General features: G+C 39.4%; 22 protein-coding genes and 1 tRNA gene. 19 read left to right on the top strand and 4 right to left on the bottom strand.

All coding sequences use genetic code 11. The features are described from left to right. Window positions 1-87: 87 nt before the first annotated feature. From MHI16_RS11505 to MHI16_RS11490, 4 genes are all read left to right on the top strand, one after another. Window positions 88-2,007 carry an LTA synthase family protein gene (locus MHI16_RS11505; protein WP_058014675.1) on the top strand — a complete coding sequence of 640 codons (1,920 nt, stop codon included), beginning with the start codon at window positions 88-90 and terminating at the stop codon, window positions 2,005-2,007. A gap of 86 nt (window positions 2,008-2,093) precedes the next feature. Then, window positions 2,094-3,218 (top strand): M14 family metallocarboxypeptidase, encoded by a 1,125-nt coding sequence (locus MHI16_RS11500; protein ID WP_058014676.1) that lies wholly within the window; start codon window positions 2,094-2,096, stop codon window positions 3,216-3,218. A gap of 155 nt (window positions 3,219-3,373) precedes the next feature. Continuing rightward, window positions 3,374-4,627 carry an MFS transporter gene (locus tag MHI16_RS11495; RefSeq protein ID WP_058014677.1) on the top strand — a complete coding sequence of 418 codons (1,254 nt, stop codon included), beginning with the start codon at window positions 3,374-3,376 and terminating at the stop codon, window positions 4,625-4,627. 77 nt (window positions 4,628-4,704) lie between these two features. Then, entirely contained in the window at window positions 4,705-5,019 is a 315-nt protein-coding gene (locus tag MHI16_RS11490) for an MTH1187 family thiamine-binding protein (RefSeq protein WP_034662003.1), read from the top strand. A gap of 24 nt (window positions 5,020-5,043) precedes the next feature. Here MHI16_RS11490 and MHI16_RS11485 read toward each other — a convergent pair whose 3' ends face one another. Then, window positions 5,044-5,217 carry a DUF2759 domain-containing protein gene (locus tag MHI16_RS11485; protein WP_003217333.1) on the bottom strand — a complete coding sequence of 58 codons (174 nt, stop codon included), beginning with the start codon at window positions 5,215-5,217 and terminating at the stop codon, window positions 5,044-5,046. A 157-nt stretch (window positions 5,218-5,374) separates the two neighbouring features. Here MHI16_RS11485 and MHI16_RS11480 point away from each other — a divergent pair, with 157 nt between their 5' ends. Beyond that, the gene (locus MHI16_RS11480) at window positions 5,375-6,013 is read left to right on the top strand and encodes an MBL fold metallo-hydrolase (protein WP_003217463.1); all 639 of its coding nucleotides are present in this window, start codon (window positions 5,375-5,377) and stop codon (window positions 6,011-6,013) included. Window positions 6,014-6,058: 45 nt separating this feature from the next. On the opposite strand, the gene MHI16_RS11475 is transcribed toward MHI16_RS11480, so the two are convergent. After that, window positions 6,059-6,301, bottom strand: coding sequence for a DUF2626 domain-containing protein (locus MHI16_RS11475; RefSeq protein ID WP_003217440.1), 243 nt, complete (start codon window positions 6,299-6,301; stop codon window positions 6,059-6,061). A 213-nt stretch (window positions 6,302-6,514) separates the two neighbouring features. Between MHI16_RS11475 and MHI16_RS11470 the strand changes: the two genes are divergently transcribed. Beyond that, window positions 6,515-6,895 carry a Spx/MgsR family RNA polymerase-binding regulatory protein gene (locus MHI16_RS11470; protein WP_003217382.1) on the top strand — a complete coding sequence of 127 codons (381 nt, stop codon included), beginning with the start codon at window positions 6,515-6,517 and terminating at the stop codon, window positions 6,893-6,895. A 54-nt stretch (window positions 6,896-6,949) separates the two neighbouring features. Here the strand turns inward: MHI16_RS11470 and MHI16_RS11465 are convergent. Beyond that, window positions 6,950-7,020 (bottom strand) — tRNA-Gln (locus tag MHI16_RS11465). A gap of 98 nt (window positions 7,021-7,118) precedes the next feature. Between MHI16_RS11465 and MHI16_RS11460 the strand changes: the two genes are divergently transcribed. From MHI16_RS11460 to MHI16_RS11415, 10 genes are all read left to right on the top strand, one after another. Continuing rightward, a complete protein-coding gene (locus MHI16_RS11460; protein WP_058014678.1) occupies window positions 7,119-7,991 on the top strand; it encodes an STAS domain-containing protein in 873 nt (290 codons plus the stop codon). Window positions 7,992-8,391: 400 nt separating this feature from the next. Beyond that, window positions 8,392-8,982: a hypothetical protein gene (locus tag MHI16_RS11455; protein WP_058014679.1), complete on the top strand. Its 591-nt coding sequence runs from the start codon at window positions 8,392-8,394 to the stop codon at window positions 8,980-8,982. A gap of 259 nt (window positions 8,983-9,241) precedes the next feature. Next, entirely contained in the window at window positions 9,242-10,312 is a 1,071-nt protein-coding gene (gene comGA / locus MHI16_RS11450; protein WP_081106456.1) for a competence type IV pilus ATPase ComGA, read from the top strand. Further along, on the top strand, window positions 10,293-11,333 hold the full coding sequence (comGB, locus tag MHI16_RS11445; protein WP_061408557.1) for a competence type IV pilus assembly protein ComGB: 1,041 nt from the start codon (window positions 10,293-10,295) through the stop codon (window positions 11,331-11,333). Before comGA ends, comGB begins: the two co-directional genes overlap by 20 nt. A gap of 16 nt (window positions 11,334-11,349) precedes the next feature. Beyond that, window positions 11,350-11,643 (top strand): competence type IV pilus major pilin ComGC, encoded by a 294-nt coding sequence (gene comGC / locus MHI16_RS11440; protein WP_003217322.1) that lies wholly within the window; start codon window positions 11,350-11,352, stop codon window positions 11,641-11,643. Continuing rightward, on the top strand, window positions 11,636-12,082 hold the full coding sequence (gene comGD, locus MHI16_RS11435; protein ID WP_061408555.1) for a competence type IV pilus minor pilin ComGD: 447 nt from the start codon (window positions 11,636-11,638) through the stop codon (window positions 12,080-12,082). Before comGC ends, comGD begins: the two co-directional genes overlap by 8 nt. After that, entirely contained in the window at window positions 12,066-12,383 is a 318-nt protein-coding gene (gene comGE, locus MHI16_RS11430) for a competence type IV pilus minor pilin ComGE (protein WP_058014682.1), read from the top strand. The genes comGD and comGE overlap by 17 nt, the downstream gene beginning before the upstream one ends. Then, the gene (comGF, locus tag MHI16_RS11425) at window positions 12,322-12,822 is read left to right on the top strand and encodes a competence type IV pilus minor pilin ComGF (protein WP_061408553.1); all 501 of its coding nucleotides are present in this window, start codon (window positions 12,322-12,324) and stop codon (window positions 12,820-12,822) included. Before comGE ends, comGF begins: the two co-directional genes overlap by 62 nt. After that, window positions 12,819-13,202, top strand: a complete 384-nt coding sequence (comGG, locus tag MHI16_RS11420; protein ID WP_058014684.1) for a competence type IV pilus minor pilin ComGG — start codon at window positions 12,819-12,821, stop codon at window positions 13,200-13,202. The genes comGF and comGG overlap by 4 nt, the downstream gene beginning before the upstream one ends. Window positions 13,203-13,261: 59 nt before the next feature. After that, on the top strand, window positions 13,262-13,456 hold the full coding sequence (locus MHI16_RS11415) for a YqzE family protein (protein ID WP_044140973.1): 195 nt from the start codon (window positions 13,262-13,264) through the stop codon (window positions 13,454-13,456). A gap of 33 nt (window positions 13,457-13,489) precedes the next feature. On the opposite strand, the gene MHI16_RS11410 is transcribed toward MHI16_RS11415, so the two are convergent. Further along, a complete protein-coding gene (locus tag MHI16_RS11410) occupies window positions 13,490-13,801 on the bottom strand; it encodes a YqzG/YhdC family protein (RefSeq protein WP_061410249.1) in 312 nt (103 codons plus the stop codon). Between the two features lie 266 nt (window positions 13,802-14,067). Between MHI16_RS11410 and tapA the strand changes: the two genes are divergently transcribed. The 3 genes from tapA to MHI16_RS11395 are packed head-to-tail and all read left to right on the top strand — an operon-like array spanning window position 14,068 to window position 16,070. Next, complete coding sequence (gene tapA / locus MHI16_RS11405; RefSeq protein ID WP_058014686.1) at window positions 14,068-14,595, top strand: amyloid fiber anchoring/assembly protein TapA; 528 nt, start codon at window positions 14,068-14,070, stop codon at window positions 14,593-14,595. A 44-nt stretch (window positions 14,596-14,639) separates the two neighbouring features. Then, on the top strand, window positions 14,640-15,212 hold the full coding sequence (locus tag MHI16_RS11400; protein ID WP_058014687.1) for a signal peptidase I: 573 nt from the start codon (window positions 14,640-14,642) through the stop codon (window positions 15,210-15,212). 57 nt (window positions 15,213-15,269) lie between these two features. Next, the gene (locus MHI16_RS11395; protein WP_058014688.1) at window positions 15,270-16,070 is read left to right on the top strand and encodes a TasA family protein; all 801 of its coding nucleotides are present in this window, start codon (window positions 15,270-15,272) and stop codon (window positions 16,068-16,070) included. Window positions 16,071-16,126: the final 56 nt, after the last annotated feature.

Raw genomic sequence — 16,126 nt, 5'->3', positions numbered from 1 at the left:
AAGATATAGTTTAGTTATTTTTGAAGAAGCACCAATAATTAGGGTGTAACCCTAGCTTGAGTGCTCGCTTAGCATAAGGAGGTTACAATGCGAAAGAAAAGATTAAAGGCGATTTCATTTTTACTGATTGCGACATTGCTCATGTGGGTCAAAACCTATGTTATCTATAAATCTAGCTTCAATATTAAAATAGAAAATTTCATGCAGGAATTTATCCTGTTTATTAATCCGCTAAGCTTTCTCTTGTTTATCTTTGGTATCGGTTTATTTATGAAAGAAAAAAATCGCAATCGATATATCATCGTCATGAGCTTTATTTTGACATTCATTTTGTTAGCTAACATTGTGTTTTATCGATTCTATAGTGATTTTCTAACCATCCCCGTCCTATTTCAAACAAACAATATGGGTGACCTCGGGTCAAGTATTACCTCTTTAATTGAACCAGTCGATTTATTGATGTTCGTTGATATCATCATTTTAATGTGGCTCTATAAAAAGCAGCCTTCCTTTAGAACGGATGTCACCATTTCACGAAAAGAACGAGCAGCGTATTATTTATTTGTGGCAGCGACTTTCTTCTTTAACCTAGGTTTGGCTGAAACAGAAAGACCAGAACTGCTCACTCGCTCATTTGACCGTGAGATGCTGGTGAAAAATATTAGCTTATATAATTTCCATATTTATGATGGAGTGCTGCAATCGAAGCAGTCTGCTCAGCGAGCCCTTGCTGACAGCAATAGCTTAACGGAAATTGAAAACTATGTAAGCGCAAATCAAACCGACCGTAATGAAAAGACGTTTGGTCAAGCTAAAGGACGAAATGTCATCCTTGTCTCACTTGAGTCTACTCAGAGCTTTGTGGTCAATGAAAAATTAAATGGGAAAGAAATCACACCATTTCTCAACAAACTAATCAAGAAAAGCTACAACTTTACTAATTTCTATCATCAAACAGGGCAAGGAAAAACATCGGACTCGGAGTTTATTGTTGATAACTCTCTCTATCCACTTGGAAGAGGGGCTGTGTTCTTCACAAATCCAAGCAATGAGTATACAGCCACACCTGAGCTGTTAAAGGATGAGGGGTACCATTCTTCTGTCATTCATGCGAATAACAAAAGTTTCTGGAACCGTGACCTGATCTACGATAGCTTTGGCTACGACAAGTTTTTTGATATTAAATCATTTGATGTAAATGAAGAAAATTCAGTTGGCTGGGGGCTGAAAGATGGTCCATTCTTCGAACAGTCAGCGGAATTGATGAAATCGATCCCGCAGCCTTTCTATACGAGATTGATTACATTAACGAACCACTTTCCGTTTGATCTAGACGAAGAAGATAAGCTGATTGATGAATATGATTCTAAGAGCAAAACGTTAAACAAGTTCTTTCCGACAGTGCGATATCAAGATGAGGCGCTGAAGATTTTCTTTGAAAAGATGAAGGAAACAGGTTTGTACGAAAATTCCATCTTTGTTTTATATGGGGATCACTATGGAATTTCAGAAAACCATAACGAAGCAATGGGACAATTTTTAAATAAAGAGATTACGCCATTTGAAGAAGTGCAGCTTCAAAAAGTGCCGTTTGTTGTACACATTCCAGGGATCACAGATCAACAGCCAAAAGAAATTGATACAGTAGGCGGACAAATCGATATCCGTCCAACTATACTCAATCTTTTAGGAGTCGATACAAGTAAACAAATCCAATTTGGTCATGATCTTTTATCAAAAGATAAGAATGACTTTACCGTGCTTCGTGATGGCAGCTTTATTACGAAGGACAGTGTTTTCACAGATGGTGTTTGCTACAATAAAAAAACGGGTGAGCCGAGAGATGATGAGACTGTTTGTCAGTCATATGAAGAAAAGGCAAAGCAAGAGCTCCAATTCTCTGATCAGATCATCTACGGGGATCTCCTTAGATTTTATGACCGGAACAGCCCGGACCATTCTCCATCCAAAAAAGAAGATGAAACGAAGCTGAAAAAGGCGTCCTAACATATGAGAAAACCTCTGTTATTTTTACATGCAGAGGTTTTCTTTTTTTGTATGCCAGCTCATATAGTATGAGAGGAGGGATGTAAATGAAGACAACGTCGTTTGGGAAAATTGAATGGCAGCTTGATGAAGAGGAAAAGGATAATGTGGCAAAGCAGCTAGGGATAGGGAGTGCGGCTTTCCATTTATCCAATCATATCAGCACTGAGTATCTCCTTTTACCGGGATATCGACTTCCGGAAGGCATCCATTCATTTTCTTCCATAGGTGAGCTGCAGAAATTTATTGCGCCATACAGGCTGCAGCAATCCGATGATTGGATCAATGGAACCTTTGAATATGATAGTGTTCAATTAGAAAAAGAGCTTGGCCGATTGAAAGCCGCATTTCCTTTTCTTCAGATCAGTGTCATAGGTCATTCAGTGCTTGATACACCTATTTATGAAATCCGAACAGAGCCTGTTCAGCATTTGCATTCTATTCATTTGAATGCCTCTTTTCATGCAAATGAGTGGATCACGACGTCTGTTTTAATAAAATGGCTGAAATCGCTGTGTTTGGCTGCATCTGACCCGGTGCAAGCAAGACATCATGAAGCCGTTCATATTCTGCGAACTACAGCTCTCTCCATCGTACCAATGGTGAATCCAGATGGCGTGGATCTCGTACGAAATGGACCAGAGTCACTAGGGCTCAGCAGTGAAGAATTCACAGCGCTACATGGAGGATATGCTGATTATCAAGAATGGAAAGCAAATATAAGAGGGGTGGATCTGAACAATCAATTTCCTGCTTATTGGGAGATCGAATACTACCGTTATGAGCCTAAGGAACCGTCCAATCGCGGTTTTCCTGGATATCAGCCGCTAACAGAGCCAGAAGCGAAAGCGATGGCAAATCTAGCGTTACGAAAACGCTTTGACAGGCTTGTTGCTCTTCATACACAAGGAGAAGAGATATACTGGGGTTTTCTTGGTCATGAACCAGCCATCTCAAAAGAAACGGTCAAACGATTTGAGCAAGTAAGCAGCTATCAGCCAGTTCAATATCTTGACAGCTATGCAGGCTATCGCGATTGGTTTATTTATCAATGTCACAATGAGGGCTATACAGTCGAGCTTGGTCTAGGAAAAAATCCTCTTTCCATGAATCAATTTGACACCATCTATGAGAAAACAAAGCGGTTGTTATGGGAAGCATGTAAGTGTTAAAAAGCACCTGTCAGGTGCTTTTTACATTTGACATGAAGCAATTTCTTATTGTCAATAAAAATAATAGTAGGGTCATTGACGAAGGCCTCTCTTGTGAGCTATTGTGAAAGATATGGATGTAAAAAAAAGGATATGTTTTAGGGAGATGTCGATTATTGAGTGCTCAAAGCCTGTGGAAAAGGAATTTCACTTACTTATTTATTTCTAAAATGTTCAAAATAACCGCTGATAGTTTATCTTTCAACACCATCTTGTGGCTTTTAGTACTAGGCGGAAAAGGGGCAATTGGAACAGCCTTTTTTATTGCGGTCAGCTTTGTTCCGCAAGCCATTGTTGGCCCGCTCATTACCCCAATGATGAAGCCGCATCAACTGAAATTTTGGATGTGTTTTGCTGATTTAACTAGAGGAGCGATAATCCTTGTGATTGTGGTCAGTTACTTTTATGGTTTCACGCCATTAGCACTTGTTATTGGCTGTATGCTGCTTCATTCAGCAACTGGTGGCTCCTACGAACCGGCGTCTGTATCAATTATTCCAAAGCTTGTCCATGAGGACCTCATACAAAAAGCGAATGCAACTATTCAATCAGCAAGTCATGTAGTCAGGCTTGTGACGGTTACGGTTTGTGGTGTCATGATTGCATTTGTGGGGGTAGGATATACAATGCTTGTGATTATTCCTCTTTATCTCTTGTCCGCTTTACTCGTATTCATCATTACATATGAAACAGAAATCATCATCGATAAAGCCAAAAAAGGGTTATCATACGGCAAAAGATTGATTCGGGGATTTTCACTTGTGAGAAGGCATCATATTTTGTTCCCATTGGCGATTTTTTGTGTCTGCTCGAACTTTGCTGCCGCACCATGGGAAGCATTGTCGGTTATTTATTTAACAGAGGATTTACATAGTGGACCAGTGATCTATTCATTTATTAAAGTCACAACGGCACTAGGTGCATTCTTGATGGGATTTGTTTTGACAAAGGTAAAAGTGAACCGGTATGGGCTGCTGTTTATAGGTGCCGGGATCGTTGACGGAATCTCGTTTTTCATCACAGGTATGAACGCATTTTTACCACTTGTATTTATATCAGCTTTTGCTTTAGGTGCCGCCATCAGTGCAGTCAACGTGCCTGAACATACAATGATTCAATTGTCAGTAAAAGCAGAGGATCAGCCGCAAGTGTATGCAATTATCAATATGATTTCCTTCTTCATGATTCCGTTAGGCGCACTCATTGGCGGCTATATGGCAACACGATTTGGGTCTGGATATGTCATTGCGGCTGGCGGCATCATTGAAGCTGTGTCTGGGATATGCCTGCTGCTATTCACAAAGATTGGGAAGGTAAAGAGGGCGGATTTGACGATAGAAAGAGACAAACCTTCTTTAAATGCAACGTGAGCATGGCATGATGGAATGCGAATAGGTTACAATGAGGACGAGAAAACATGAGGATTCAATGGAAAGGGGCACTAAACATGGCCATAGCAGATGTCACGATCATTCCAATAGGCACCGAAACACCAAGTGTCAGTGCTTATGTAGCAGATGTACAAAGAATTTTAGAAGGCTTTCAAAAAGAAGGGAAAATTAATTATCAATTAACACCAATGAATACGTTAATTGAAGGTGAATTATCCGTTTTATTTGAAGTCATTCAGCGCATTCATGAAGCACCTTTTGAAAAGGGACTGCACCGCGTAGCGACCAATATCCGCATTGATGACAGGCGGGATCAAACCACAACGCTTACAAGTAAAATAGAAAGCGTGAATAAGCACTTGAATCAATGAAAAAAGCCTGCTATATGCAGGCTTTTAATGTGCAGTTGGATAACCGCTATAGATGATGGTCATGACAGTAAACCAGCCAAAAACCAAAAAGGTTGCGCCAGCAAAAGCGATGGCAAGTACGTTCACTTTTTTAAGTGAGCGATAGATCCCGAGTGCAGCTAAAATCGTGACTAGACCAAAAATAATGACGAGCATCATGTGAAAGTCCCCCTTTGTCATCAATCCCCTTGATTTCCTTTCTTTTCATTTTAACCGTTTTCATAAAGCTTGTCGAGTAGATTCCAGTTGACGATTGTTTGAATTTTTATTGTGTAGCCTTCATAATAAAAAAGAATGAATAAAGTAGGTGATGAAAATGAATTGGAGAAGAATGCCACTAGGCTATGTACAAGCGAATGCGTATATTTGGAAAAATGAGCACGGAGAATGTTTAATCTTTGATCCAGGCGGTGAAGCACAAAAGCTGATTTCCTATGTAAAAGAAAAACAGCTCACACCGCTTGCTGTCTTACTGACACATGCTCATTTTGATCATATCGGTGCCGCAGATGAGGTGCGGGCAGAGTGGGGAGTGCCACTCTATGTACATGAGAATGAAAAAGAATGGCTCACGAATGCTGAATTAAACGGTTCAGCTCGATTGATTGGGAATGGAATTACGGTCAAAGAAGCTGAAAAATTAATCACGTCAGAAGGAACTCTTCAAATTGGATCGTTTACATTAGAGATGTTCCACACTCCTGGGCATTCTCCAGGCAGTGTATCTTACTATTCGGCGGAAGAAGGATTTGTGATTTCTGGTGACACGCTATTTGAAGGCGGCATCGGGAGAACAGATTTAGTAGGGGGCAGTCAAGAAGTGCTGCTTCAATCAATTCATAACAAATTGTTGTCATTACCAGAATCAACTCTTGTTTTAAGTGGACATGGCGGAGAAACGACTGTACTCACGGAGCAGGAACAAAATCCATTTATCAATGGTTTTTCTCTTTAAACGTATGAAAAAAAGCATCTCTTTTATAGAGATGCTTTTTTTCAATTAATGTCCGGTACCGGGAACCATGATGAAAATCGAATAATATGTAAATCCGGCAAAGAAAATCGTCAAGTACGCTCCGAAAATGTAAATATACATTCTTTCGGATAGATTCAAGTAGGATAAAAATACAAAAAGAACGGTTTGACCGAAGAACAGCAACGATGCATCTTTCATATGCCCTAAATAGAACATGACAGCAAAAATACCCGTCCAAAAGCCAAGCACGCGGAACATGCGATTCATTTCTTTCCCTCCCCTTAAAAAACCCCTTTGATTCATATTATAGCTGATCATCACTTGTTATGTAAACATTTACATTTTTGACAACGTGTGAACATTTATTTTGCAGGTAGAAAAAAATTTTTTTGAAAAAGTGATCAAAATGTGTTTATGCCGAAATACATGAGGGTACTTACTCCATAAGAGAAAAGGTTAACGACCTAAGGAGGAAGACTAATGAGTGACATTACTTTTTATTCATACCCGAGCTGCACGTCTTGCCGCAAAACAAAACATTGGCTAAAGGCGAATCAAATTGATTTTAAAGAGCGTCACCTTTTCAGAGAAACGCCAACCCTAGAAGAATTAAAAAAGATCCTTTCCTTAACAACAGAAGGAATGGATGAAATTTTAGCCACACGAAGCCAAGCTTTTAAAAGCTTAAATTTAAATATTAATGATTTAAAAGTAAACGAGGTTCTTCAACTTCTCATTGAAAAACCAAAACTGCTCCGAAGACCGATTATCATTGATGGAAATAAGTTAGTAGTAGGCTATAATCCCGGAGAACTCATGAAATTATCAAAAAAGAAAGCGATTCATCAATCAGTTTCCTAATAAAAACGAAGATCAGCTGAAACATGCTTCAGCCGTCTTCGTTTTTGTGCTGAACTGGGCTAGCTGGGTTCGAACCAACGATCACGGAGTCAAAGTCCATTGCCTTACCACTTGGCTATAGCCCAATATCAAACGTGTAATGATATTGTTCACCATCTACGGTCATTTATACATAAAAGTTGTATGTCGCGAGTTTTAAGTGAAAAAGGAGCGGAAGAAGTAAATGAAGAATGAAAAATCTAAGCAATTATATGAATTTATCCTAAAAGAAGCCCCTGTCATGACCGAAGAATGGCTAAAGACAAGAACAGAAGAAGGCTCATTATATTCTAAACATGCTTCAGAGGAAACGGAAAAGAAGCTGAAGGAACAGAATACAGCGTTTATTCAAACCATTGCAGCAACACTTGTGACACTGTCAGACAAAGCAGAAAACCATTTGAAAAAATGGTCTGTTGATATTGCTCGTGATCGAGCAGTGCACGAGGTGCCGTTATATGAAATCATAGGACAATTTAAGATCTTCCGCTACATTTTCTGTTCGAGAATTGAGACATTCACCCAAGAAACAGAGCTTGAAGTGACCCTGCAAGATGTGTGTCAGTGGAATCAGCACTTTCACGCCACATTTGATGATATGATTGAGCGTTTATCAGAAGAATATGACCGCGTGACACTCAGTCAGCTGAATGCACAAAGAGAGATGATTCAAGAACTGAGTGCCCCTGTTATTCCGGTGTCAAAGGAAATCGGGATTTTGCCGCTGATCGGAGAAATCGATACGTACCGAGCCAAAATCATTCTGGAATCCGTACTAGAACAGGCTTCAAGACTTCGTTTAACGCATTTATTCATTGATATATCGGGCGTACCGATCGTTGATACGATGGTTGCTTATCAGCTGTTTAAAGTGGTCGATAGTTCGAAGCTACTAGGAATTGAGACGATTATATCAGGCATTCGCCCAGAGATCGCTCAAACTGTAGTGAAACTCGGCATTGATTTCTCAAAAGTAAATACAGAACACAGCCTTGCAAAAGCGTTAGAAAAAAGAGGATTTCGTATCTTTGAAGAGCAGCAGCAAGAAGCAACATGAACAAAAAACCTGTACTTGTAAAAGTACCGGGTCCGTTGACAAGGAGAAACAATATAATTAGCATATTCATTAGATGGCCAATTCGCATACAGGTTTGGTCTCTTTTTTTACCCATAAATGCTGATTTAATAGGATTTGTCTTTTACAGTTCGTTTAACATACCTATTTTATGATGCATAATCATGATGAGTCAATGTCCAATCTGTATGCTAAAATACCTGCTGGAATTTTTGTTAATTCATCAACCAAAATAAGGAGTCTTTATTTAAGATGATGAATTGGAGCTAAATAAAGCCGGAAAATCAAAGCTCAGATAATGTGAATTGGGTCATTTCCGAACAGACATGAAAGGTTATTCTTTATCTTCCGTAATAAGTAACCTGTTGAGGAGGACATACATTTGGAAACACCGAAATTGTTTGCAACAATTTTGAGCAAACCAGAAATAGTTAATCATCTTATTGAATACTATGACTTTGAAGTGATTGAGCCTAATTCAGATACAGAAAAATTTCATTTTAAGGTGGATGAACAAGCTGCGATTATTGCTCAAGACGTGTCGGGTGGAATTTTTTCATTAATTGGTTCTGGTGAAGTTGAAAAGCGCCCAGTTCTCTATATTGATTCAGAAGGAAAGGCTGGAAAGGTTGGAAAAAGTTTTAATGGTTTTATTTCACTCATGTTGGCTTGTCCGTACTGGCGTGATTTATTAAAGTTCTCTGGAAATGGACAAATGACAGAAATGATGAAAGCACAACCATTTTTAGAATCGGAAATAGTTGAGGATTACCTTGGGCTAGTAGATATTAAAGATAAAGTTATGACCGAACTTTTAATTGAAGAATTGTCCCATCCGGTAGACACATTATATGAGTCAATGATTTCTCAACCTCAAATTTCTGTTTTCTCACTCGAAGGGGATAAGTATGATTCACTATTTAACTCATTCGTTGTAACGGATCATCCACAATGGAAGAACAAAATAAAATAGTGATGATCCTATGTAAATTAGTATAAAAAAGAGGTGCCAATAGCATCTCTTTTTTTAATGTTATTTAGTTATTTTCCCCTCTGAACGGAACCCGTTGTTGTAAAAATCAATTTTTTTATATGCGCTTCTATTATTTATAGATGGAATACATCTCATATTGAACATGTTCACACCTTTTCAGTCATGAAAATGAAGAAATACGCTTTTGTCAGGAATGTTCTACCACCTTACAATAGGGTCACTGAAAGGAGTGAAACAATTGTATGGGATTGAATATTTGGGACAAGAGCTGCTAGAAGAAGCATGCCGTATGAGGGCATCTGATGTGCATATTGTCCCAAAAGAAAAGGAAGCGTCTGTATCTTTCCGAGTAGACTCAGATTTAATTCAGCAGCGAACCATTGATAAAAAAAGCGGCGAGCGGCTCATTGCCCATTTTAAATTTTTATCGTCCATGGATATCGGAGAAAAACGGAGACCGCAAAATGGGTCGCTAGCTGTGATGCTGAGAAGAGGCCAGGTGTTTATTCGAATGTCTACCTTACCAACTGTAAATGATGAAAGTTTAGTGATTAGAATATTGCCGCAGGATCATGTTCCGAAAATAAAACATCTGTCACTATTTCCGAAAGCCTCTACTCGATTATTGTCGTTTTTGAATCATTCGCATGGGCTCATTTTATTTACCGGTCCAACCAATTCAGGCAAAACAACGACCCTCTATTCATTGATCCAGTTCGCAAAAAAGAATTTTAACCGAAATATAATTACACTTGAAGATCCGGTGGAAACAAGAAATGAAGAAGTGTTACAGGTTCAAGTAAATGAAAAAGCCGGTATCACATATGCCGCAGGATTACGCGCTATTTTAAGACATGATCCAGATATGATTGTGCTAGGAGAAATAAGAGATGCTGAAACGGCCCGAACGGCAATTAGAGCAGCACTGACAGGCCATTTAGTGATGAGTACACTACATGCGAAAAATGCAAAAGGAGCCCTTTATCGTATGCTTGAATTTGGTGTCACGATGAATGAACTCGAACAAACGATGGTTGCGATTGCTGCGCAGCGATTAATCGAGCTCACCTGTCCTTTTTGCGGAGAAACATGCCAGCTTTACTGTAAATTAAATCGTCCGGTCAGACGAACAAATGTATTTGAACTGCTGTTCGGAAAGGAGCTCGGTGAGTGTATCAAGGAGGCTAAAGGAGAATATGCTCACTCGTCATATGAAACACTGCAAAGATTAATTCGTAAAGGAGTGGCACTAGGCTATTTATCGAAAAACACCTATCATCGCTGGGTTTATGAAGAAGCAAGCCTATAAAGCGTGGTCTAAAAAGGATCAAGCGGAATGTCTATCAAAACTTGCTCAATTGATTCAGGCTGGATATACACTGGTTGAGGCATTAACGATGATGAATATTCAGTTGTCGAATAAACAGCAGCAACAATTAGCACCGGGCATTCAGTGGCTGCTTGAAGGGGAGCCTTTGTATGTGGTGCTAGAAAGACTTCATTTTCAGCGGGAAGTCATCGCCATTTTAAGTTTTTCCGAAAAGCATGGCAGTCTAGCAACAGCACTTGTACAAAGCGCACGGTTTTTAGAGAAAAAAATTAAACAGGTAGACACGTTTAAACGCATATTACGTTACCCAATTTTCCTCATCTTTACGGTTTTGATCGTGCTCATACTTGTTCAGCAAATGATCATTCCTCAATTTTCTCTCTTGTACTCTTCGATGGATACCCGAATGTCATGGCTGATTCAAGGTATGTTTGGAATCTTTCAATTGCTTCATGTATCTCTCCTCCTCATCGGCTGTGTGTGTATTTGTCTGACTGGATACTATGCCTTCTTTTTTAGGAAAAAATCTACCCTTGAGAAGCTGAGGGTCATAAGCAGGTTTCCTTTTTTATATAAAGGAATGCAGCTGATGCATACGTACCTTTTCTCTCTACAGTTAAGCGGACTGCTTCAGGCTGGGTTATCGATGTACGAGAGCTTGCTAGCTTTTAAGCAGCAAAGCTACTTACCCTTTCTTCAAGAAATATCAGAACAGATGATTGAAGAGTTAAGAAAAGGAGAGAGCATGGCATATCAAGTGAGCCTGTCTCCTTTTTTTGAAAAACATTTTGCCGCCGTCATCGAACATGGTGAAGCGAGCGGGATGCTTGCAAGAGAAATGTACACGTACAGCCAATTTCTATTAGAGAATGCAGAGCTGAAAATTGAAAAATGGATGTCGTGGCTGCAGCCGGTTATCTATGGTCTGACGGCAATTCTAATACTCATTGTGTATTTATCTATTCTTTTACCAATGTATCAACTGATGGAGCAAGTGTAAGAAGGAGGACAAAAACATGAATGATAAAGGATTTACTCTGTTAGAAATGTTAATTGTCATGCTTGTGATTTCAATTCTTTTACTGATTACCATTCCGAATATCACTCGTCACCACCAAACGATTCAAGCAAAGGGCTGTGAAGGGCTTAAATCAATGGTGAGCACACAGGTGATGGCATATGAATTAGAGCACGATGGCAAGACACCATCTTTAGCTGAATTAGAAAAAGAAGGTTATGTCAAAAAGGGATTAACGTGTCCTAATGGAAAAGCGATTGTCATTCAAAACGGCCATGTGAAGCATGAATAAATTAGTTTTTCATGAAAAGGGTTTTACCCTCATAGAACAGCTAATGATCTTACTGGTTCTATCGATACTATTGTCGATCATAGGAGTGAAAATCCCAAATGTAATAGAAGACGCTGAAGCCAAAAGACAAGTGAACATCATGAAACAAGATTTTCAATTGGCTGCTTATACTGCATTTGTCAAAAAAACACGTGTGTATGTTGAATTCCATCCACCACATGTATCGTATCAGGTAATCGATCAAAAGGATGGCGAAATCATTGCTTCTTTTCTGCAGCAAAAGGGAAGCATTAAGGCTTCTACATTTCCACAAGGTATCTATTTTAATGTAAACGGACATCCGAGCAGCGGCGGGTCTCTCATTATTCAATTTGGCAGTCAAACGTATAAGCTCACGATCTATTTAGGAAGCGGGCGAATCCATGTTCAAAAGCAATAGAGGGTTTAGTACGATTGAAACGCTGTTTGCTTGTCATATCTTCCTATTTGCAGCTCTTGTGCTCATGCCAGCTTATGAAAAAATCATGATAGGGAAAAATGAAATAAGAGCCAAACTTGAAGCTTACCAAATTTTGCATGAACAGATGAATGAATTGTTCATAGATGGTACAAAAACTTCTGTCAAAAAGAAGCGAGGCGACATCACATATGTATTCAATTGGAGTAAAGAGAAGGGATGTGTATCATACACGATACATAAAAAGCAGACCATATGCTTTCACCATGTTGCTGAACGGTGAACGAGGTTTTACCCTTGTCCAGGCTTTGTGGCAATTGCAGCTCTTTTTGTTCCTTTCAATTGGCTGTGTACTGATCTTTTCTACAGCTGAGAAAGCTCGTCCTTTTGAAGAGGTCAACCGATTTTCACAAATGGAGTGGAGACAGACTGTGCTGCAATTAGATGAGGAATTAAGCCGAGCAACGGCTATTCGATCGGCGCAAGGAGGGAAAGCGTTAGAGTATGTGTCTGATCAAGGGCGAGTCGTAACGATTGAGCCATATCAAGAGATGCTTCGAAAGAGAATGGATCAAGCAGGCCATCTCCCTTTATTGCAAAAGGTGAAAGAATTTCGCGTAAGAACAAATCAGCACAAAGCTATCCTTAAAGTCACAGATGAATCTGGTAAGGTGTATGAAGCCGTTTTTTTCATATATAAAGGGGTGGTACCTACATCGTGAAAAGGGAAGGAGGATTTATCTATCCGCAAGTACTGGCTGCGATTCTATTTTTTCTCTTGATTCTAGGGGCGATGACGATGGGGTTTCAAAGAGAGCTGAGAAGTGCAGAGCTGACGATTTCATTTTATAAAAAACAGCAGCTTTTCAGGGTGGGTGCGAATGAAGCTGCCAGTACATTACATCGGTTGTGTGAAAAGCAGCATACCCCTATTGACACTGAAGAAGGACGAGTGACATTAAAGCAGGTGACATGCGATCAAAAGAAAAAGCATATCCACATGTTAGTCAGTGTGAAAACAAAGGATGGTTTATCAGATGAGCGGGAACTCGTGCTAAATTGGAAGACCCGTGAAATCATGAAATGGGCAAACAGTGAATAGCCAGTGTATAAAATGATCCTCTTCCTGGTAACACTTGAAGAAAGAAGAGGTGAATGTGCTTGAAAACAAATGACTATGTAAAATATATGACACAGGAAATCATTAAATATATGAATACACCACGTGACGAACGGAAGGAACATAAACAAGAGAAAATGGAAACGAAACCGCCATTTTCACAGCGTTTATTTGGGGTTCTGCCGTTTGGGTTTTCAATGATGCTAAAAAAACGTAAGCGACATCGACAAAAGTAAAAAGCCGCCAGCAGGCGGTTTTTTTATGCCTCTTTAGCTGTATTCTTCCACAACAATCACTTTATTGACCTTGTTTGAGTAGGGATTATAAGAAATAGTGACATATACCCCAAATTCTTTGGTGTGGTCTTTTAATGTAATATGATACTGTTTCACAGATTCCTTCTCGCGATGACGGTCCCATACTTTTTGTTTGAATAAGACTTGCGTTAGAGGATATCGCTTCTTTGCTTCTTTGACTGCCCGTGTTTCCCATTGATCTGCGGCGGCAGTGAAACCTCTCGCATCCGCAGGGTTGGTGTCTTGTATCATAGGAATCAACAGTAAACAGAGCATGATTATCATCTTTCCATATTTCACTTCACATCACCTCACCTGCTATTATTTTGACCAAATGCTGCACTTTTATGTAAATTTTTAAGAAGTACAAATGTCACACAAAAAAATATTGAATACGGCGAAAGAATGAGAAAATGGAAGAATTTTCTCGTAATCATTCTTGTTTAAGAACAAAATGGACTAATTTGACGTTTTGGGTTTTATAGGTATTTCCTTATACTGTATGTAATCGTTCTTATTAAAGAACAATCGTTCAAGGAGTTGGAGAATGAATGAAACAGTCGCTCTTTGTACTTTTTTGTGCCATTTGTTTGATTTTCACGTCTCTATTGATCTCAACAACGAACGCTTCTTTTAACGATGTTGAGCACTCAAACTTTGTCATGAAAACATGCGAAAATTTTGAACAGACGGATCAGCATTGTCAGCCTGCCAAATGGGATAGAAGTCATTTGGAACTCATCGATCAAACAATGATCAAAGGAACAGTCTGTGCGCCTCAAAGCTTGAGCATGACATTAAAAAATAGTGGACAATCTATTGCACACTCTGAATGGAAATGGGAATTACATAAAGTGAAAAGTGAGCAGAAGCCGTTACAAGATGGTCATATTCTTGAAAAAGGTTCTATAAAATCCCTTCTTTCACAAGAAACAGTGACTGTCACGACAGATAAAGCAAAAACGAATGGAATTTATGCGTTTAAAATTTATTATCCTATAGGTTTTGGTGGGTCTGAAAAAGCATTTATATGGTCTAAACATATGCAGCTCGTAAAGTGTCAAGAAAAGGTATCTTAAATAGAGCTGTCTTTTTTAATGATAGGCGAAGGGGAGAAGAGGTCATGAAAAAATGGATGAAGATGTCTGGAAGTATTCTTTATGTGGTGGTATTCACGGTGATGATTGCATGCATTATTGTCGTATTGTCATCAAGAACTACAGGAGGAGATCCTCAAATTTTCGGTTTTCAATTCAAGCAAGTATTATCTGGATCAATGGAACCAGAATTTCCAACTGGCTCACTCATTGTCGTAAAAGAAGTGACTTCACCGGAGTCGCTTAAAAAAGGAGATATTATCACGTTTCAAACAAAACAGGACCAGTCTTATGTGACCCACCGAATTGTTGGGGTGAAAGGAAAGGGAGCAAATAAAGCCTTTGAGACGAAAGGTGACAACAATATGTATCGGGACGGCACGCTAGTAAAAGCGGATCAGGTAGCTGCGCAGTATACGGGTGTGAACATTCCTTATGCAGGAAAGCTTCTTTCGTATGCTGGGACTTCGGCTGGAACCGCGTTGCTGCTCATTATACCAGGTGTGATGCTGCTCGTTTATTCAACTCTTCATTTTGTGGGCGCTGCAAAACACCGAAGACGCACAGCTGATTTACATATGTCAGAGGAACAAGCTTAAATTTTCGTTTGTAACCTAATTAGGTTTCAATAAAACAATTTATTAGGGGGTTCATTCATGGTAAAGAAAAGATCAATTCGTTTAGGTGTATTATCAGGGGCTTTAGGCCTGGCATTAATCGGTGGGGGGACATGGGCGGCGTTTAACGATGTTGAAACGGCAAACGCGGTCTACTCGACAGGAGAGCTGGATTTATCTGCAAAAGAGAACTCCGGCGCCATCAACCTTTCAAACTTAAAACCTGGTGATCGGATCAAAAAAGAATTTAATTTTGAAAATAAAGGATCGCTTGCGATCAATCAAGTGCTGATGAGTCTTGATTACAGCCAGTTTCAAGACGGAGCTTCCGCAAAAAATGGCGGTAAGAATACAGCTGAAGAATTTCTTAGCCAGTTTCAGGTAAGTGTTCTGACGGTCGGAGCTGAAGGTGGAAATGGTTATCCGAAAAATATTATCTTAGACGCTGCAAACCTGCTTGACTTGCATCAACTAACGGCAAAACAGGATCAGACCGCATTTGAAAAGCTTCGTCATGCCGTCGATGAGAAGTTTTTACATGAAAGCGGGAAGATTAATGTAGCAACTGTTGATGGAACAGTGGCTCCAGAGTATGACGGCATACCAAAGAACCCGTTTGATTACGATAAAATGGAAATGATCATTGAATTTGTCAATGACCAGACGAAGGATAAAGCTGGTCACTATATCCAAAATAAATACCAAGGCGATGCGATTCAAATTGATCTTTCCTTCGAAGCGACTCAGTGGAATGGTTTAACGATCAATCCCAAAAAGCATACGGATGAAAAAGGCTACGTGAAAGAAAACGAAAAAGCACACAGCGAAGATAAAAAATAAAGCCAGTCTTTAGACTGATATCAAGTTCTGCATAGCAATTGGAGGAGTATGCGCTA

It is taken from the genome of Bacillus sp. FSL K6-0923 (assembly GCF_038630825.1).
GTDB classification, from domain to species: domain Bacteria; phylum Bacillota; class Bacilli; order Bacillales; family Bacillaceae; genus Bacillus; species Bacillus pumilus.
Note: the sequence above shows the minus strand (reverse complement) of the source record. Positions and strands in the feature narration are given on the sequence as shown.

Excerpts from the sequence above, each read along its gene's own strand:
- MHI16_RS11505 (WP_058014675.1), top strand. The coding sequence starts at position 88 with ATGCGAAAGAAAAGATTAAAGGCGATTTCATTTTTACTGATTGCGACA.
- MHI16_RS11500 (WP_058014676.1), top strand. The coding sequence starts at position 2,094 with ATGAAGACAACGTCGTTTGGGAAAATTGAATGGCAGCTTGATGAAGAG.
- MHI16_RS11490 (WP_034662003.1), top strand. The coding sequence starts at position 4,705 with ATGGCCATAGCAGATGTCACGATCATTCCAATAGGCACCGAAACACCA.
- MHI16_RS11485 (WP_003217333.1), bottom strand. The coding sequence starts at position 5,217 with ATGATGCTCGTCATTATTTTTGGTCTAGTCACGATTTTAGCTGCACTC.
- MHI16_RS11480 (WP_003217463.1), top strand. The coding sequence starts at position 5,375 with ATGAATTGGAGAAGAATGCCACTAGGCTATGTACAAGCGAATGCGTAT.
- MHI16_RS11475 (WP_003217440.1), bottom strand. The coding sequence starts at position 6,301 with ATGAATCGCATGTTCCGCGTGCTTGGCTTTTGGACGGGTATTTTTGCT.
- MHI16_RS11470 (WP_003217382.1), top strand. The coding sequence starts at position 6,515 with ATGAGTGACATTACTTTTTATTCATACCCGAGCTGCACGTCTTGCCGC.
- MHI16_RS11460 (WP_058014678.1), top strand. The coding sequence starts at position 7,119 with ATGAAGAATGAAAAATCTAAGCAATTATATGAATTTATCCTAAAAGAA.
- comGB (WP_061408557.1), top strand. The coding sequence starts at position 10,293 with ATGAAGAAGCAAGCCTATAAAGCGTGGTCTAAAAAGGATCAAGCGGAA.
- comGC (WP_003217322.1), top strand. The coding sequence starts at position 11,350 with ATGAATGATAAAGGATTTACTCTGTTAGAAATGTTAATTGTCATGCTT.
- comGD (WP_061408555.1), top strand. The coding sequence starts at position 11,636 with ATGAATAAATTAGTTTTTCATGAAAAGGGTTTTACCCTCATAGAACAG.
- comGE (WP_058014682.1), top strand. The coding sequence starts at position 12,066 with ATGTTCAAAAGCAATAGAGGGTTTAGTACGATTGAAACGCTGTTTGCT.
- MHI16_RS11410 (WP_061410249.1), bottom strand. The coding sequence starts at position 13,801 with ATGATAATCATGCTCTGTTTACTGTTGATTCCTATGATACAAGACACC.
- tapA (WP_058014686.1), top strand. The coding sequence starts at position 14,068 with ATGAAACAGTCGCTCTTTGTACTTTTTTGTGCCATTTGTTTGATTTTC.
- MHI16_RS11400 (WP_058014687.1), top strand. The coding sequence starts at position 14,640 with ATGAAAAAATGGATGAAGATGTCTGGAAGTATTCTTTATGTGGTGGTA.
- MHI16_RS11395 (WP_058014688.1), top strand. The coding sequence starts at position 15,270 with ATGGTAAAGAAAAGATCAATTCGTTTAGGTGTATTATCAGGGGCTTTA.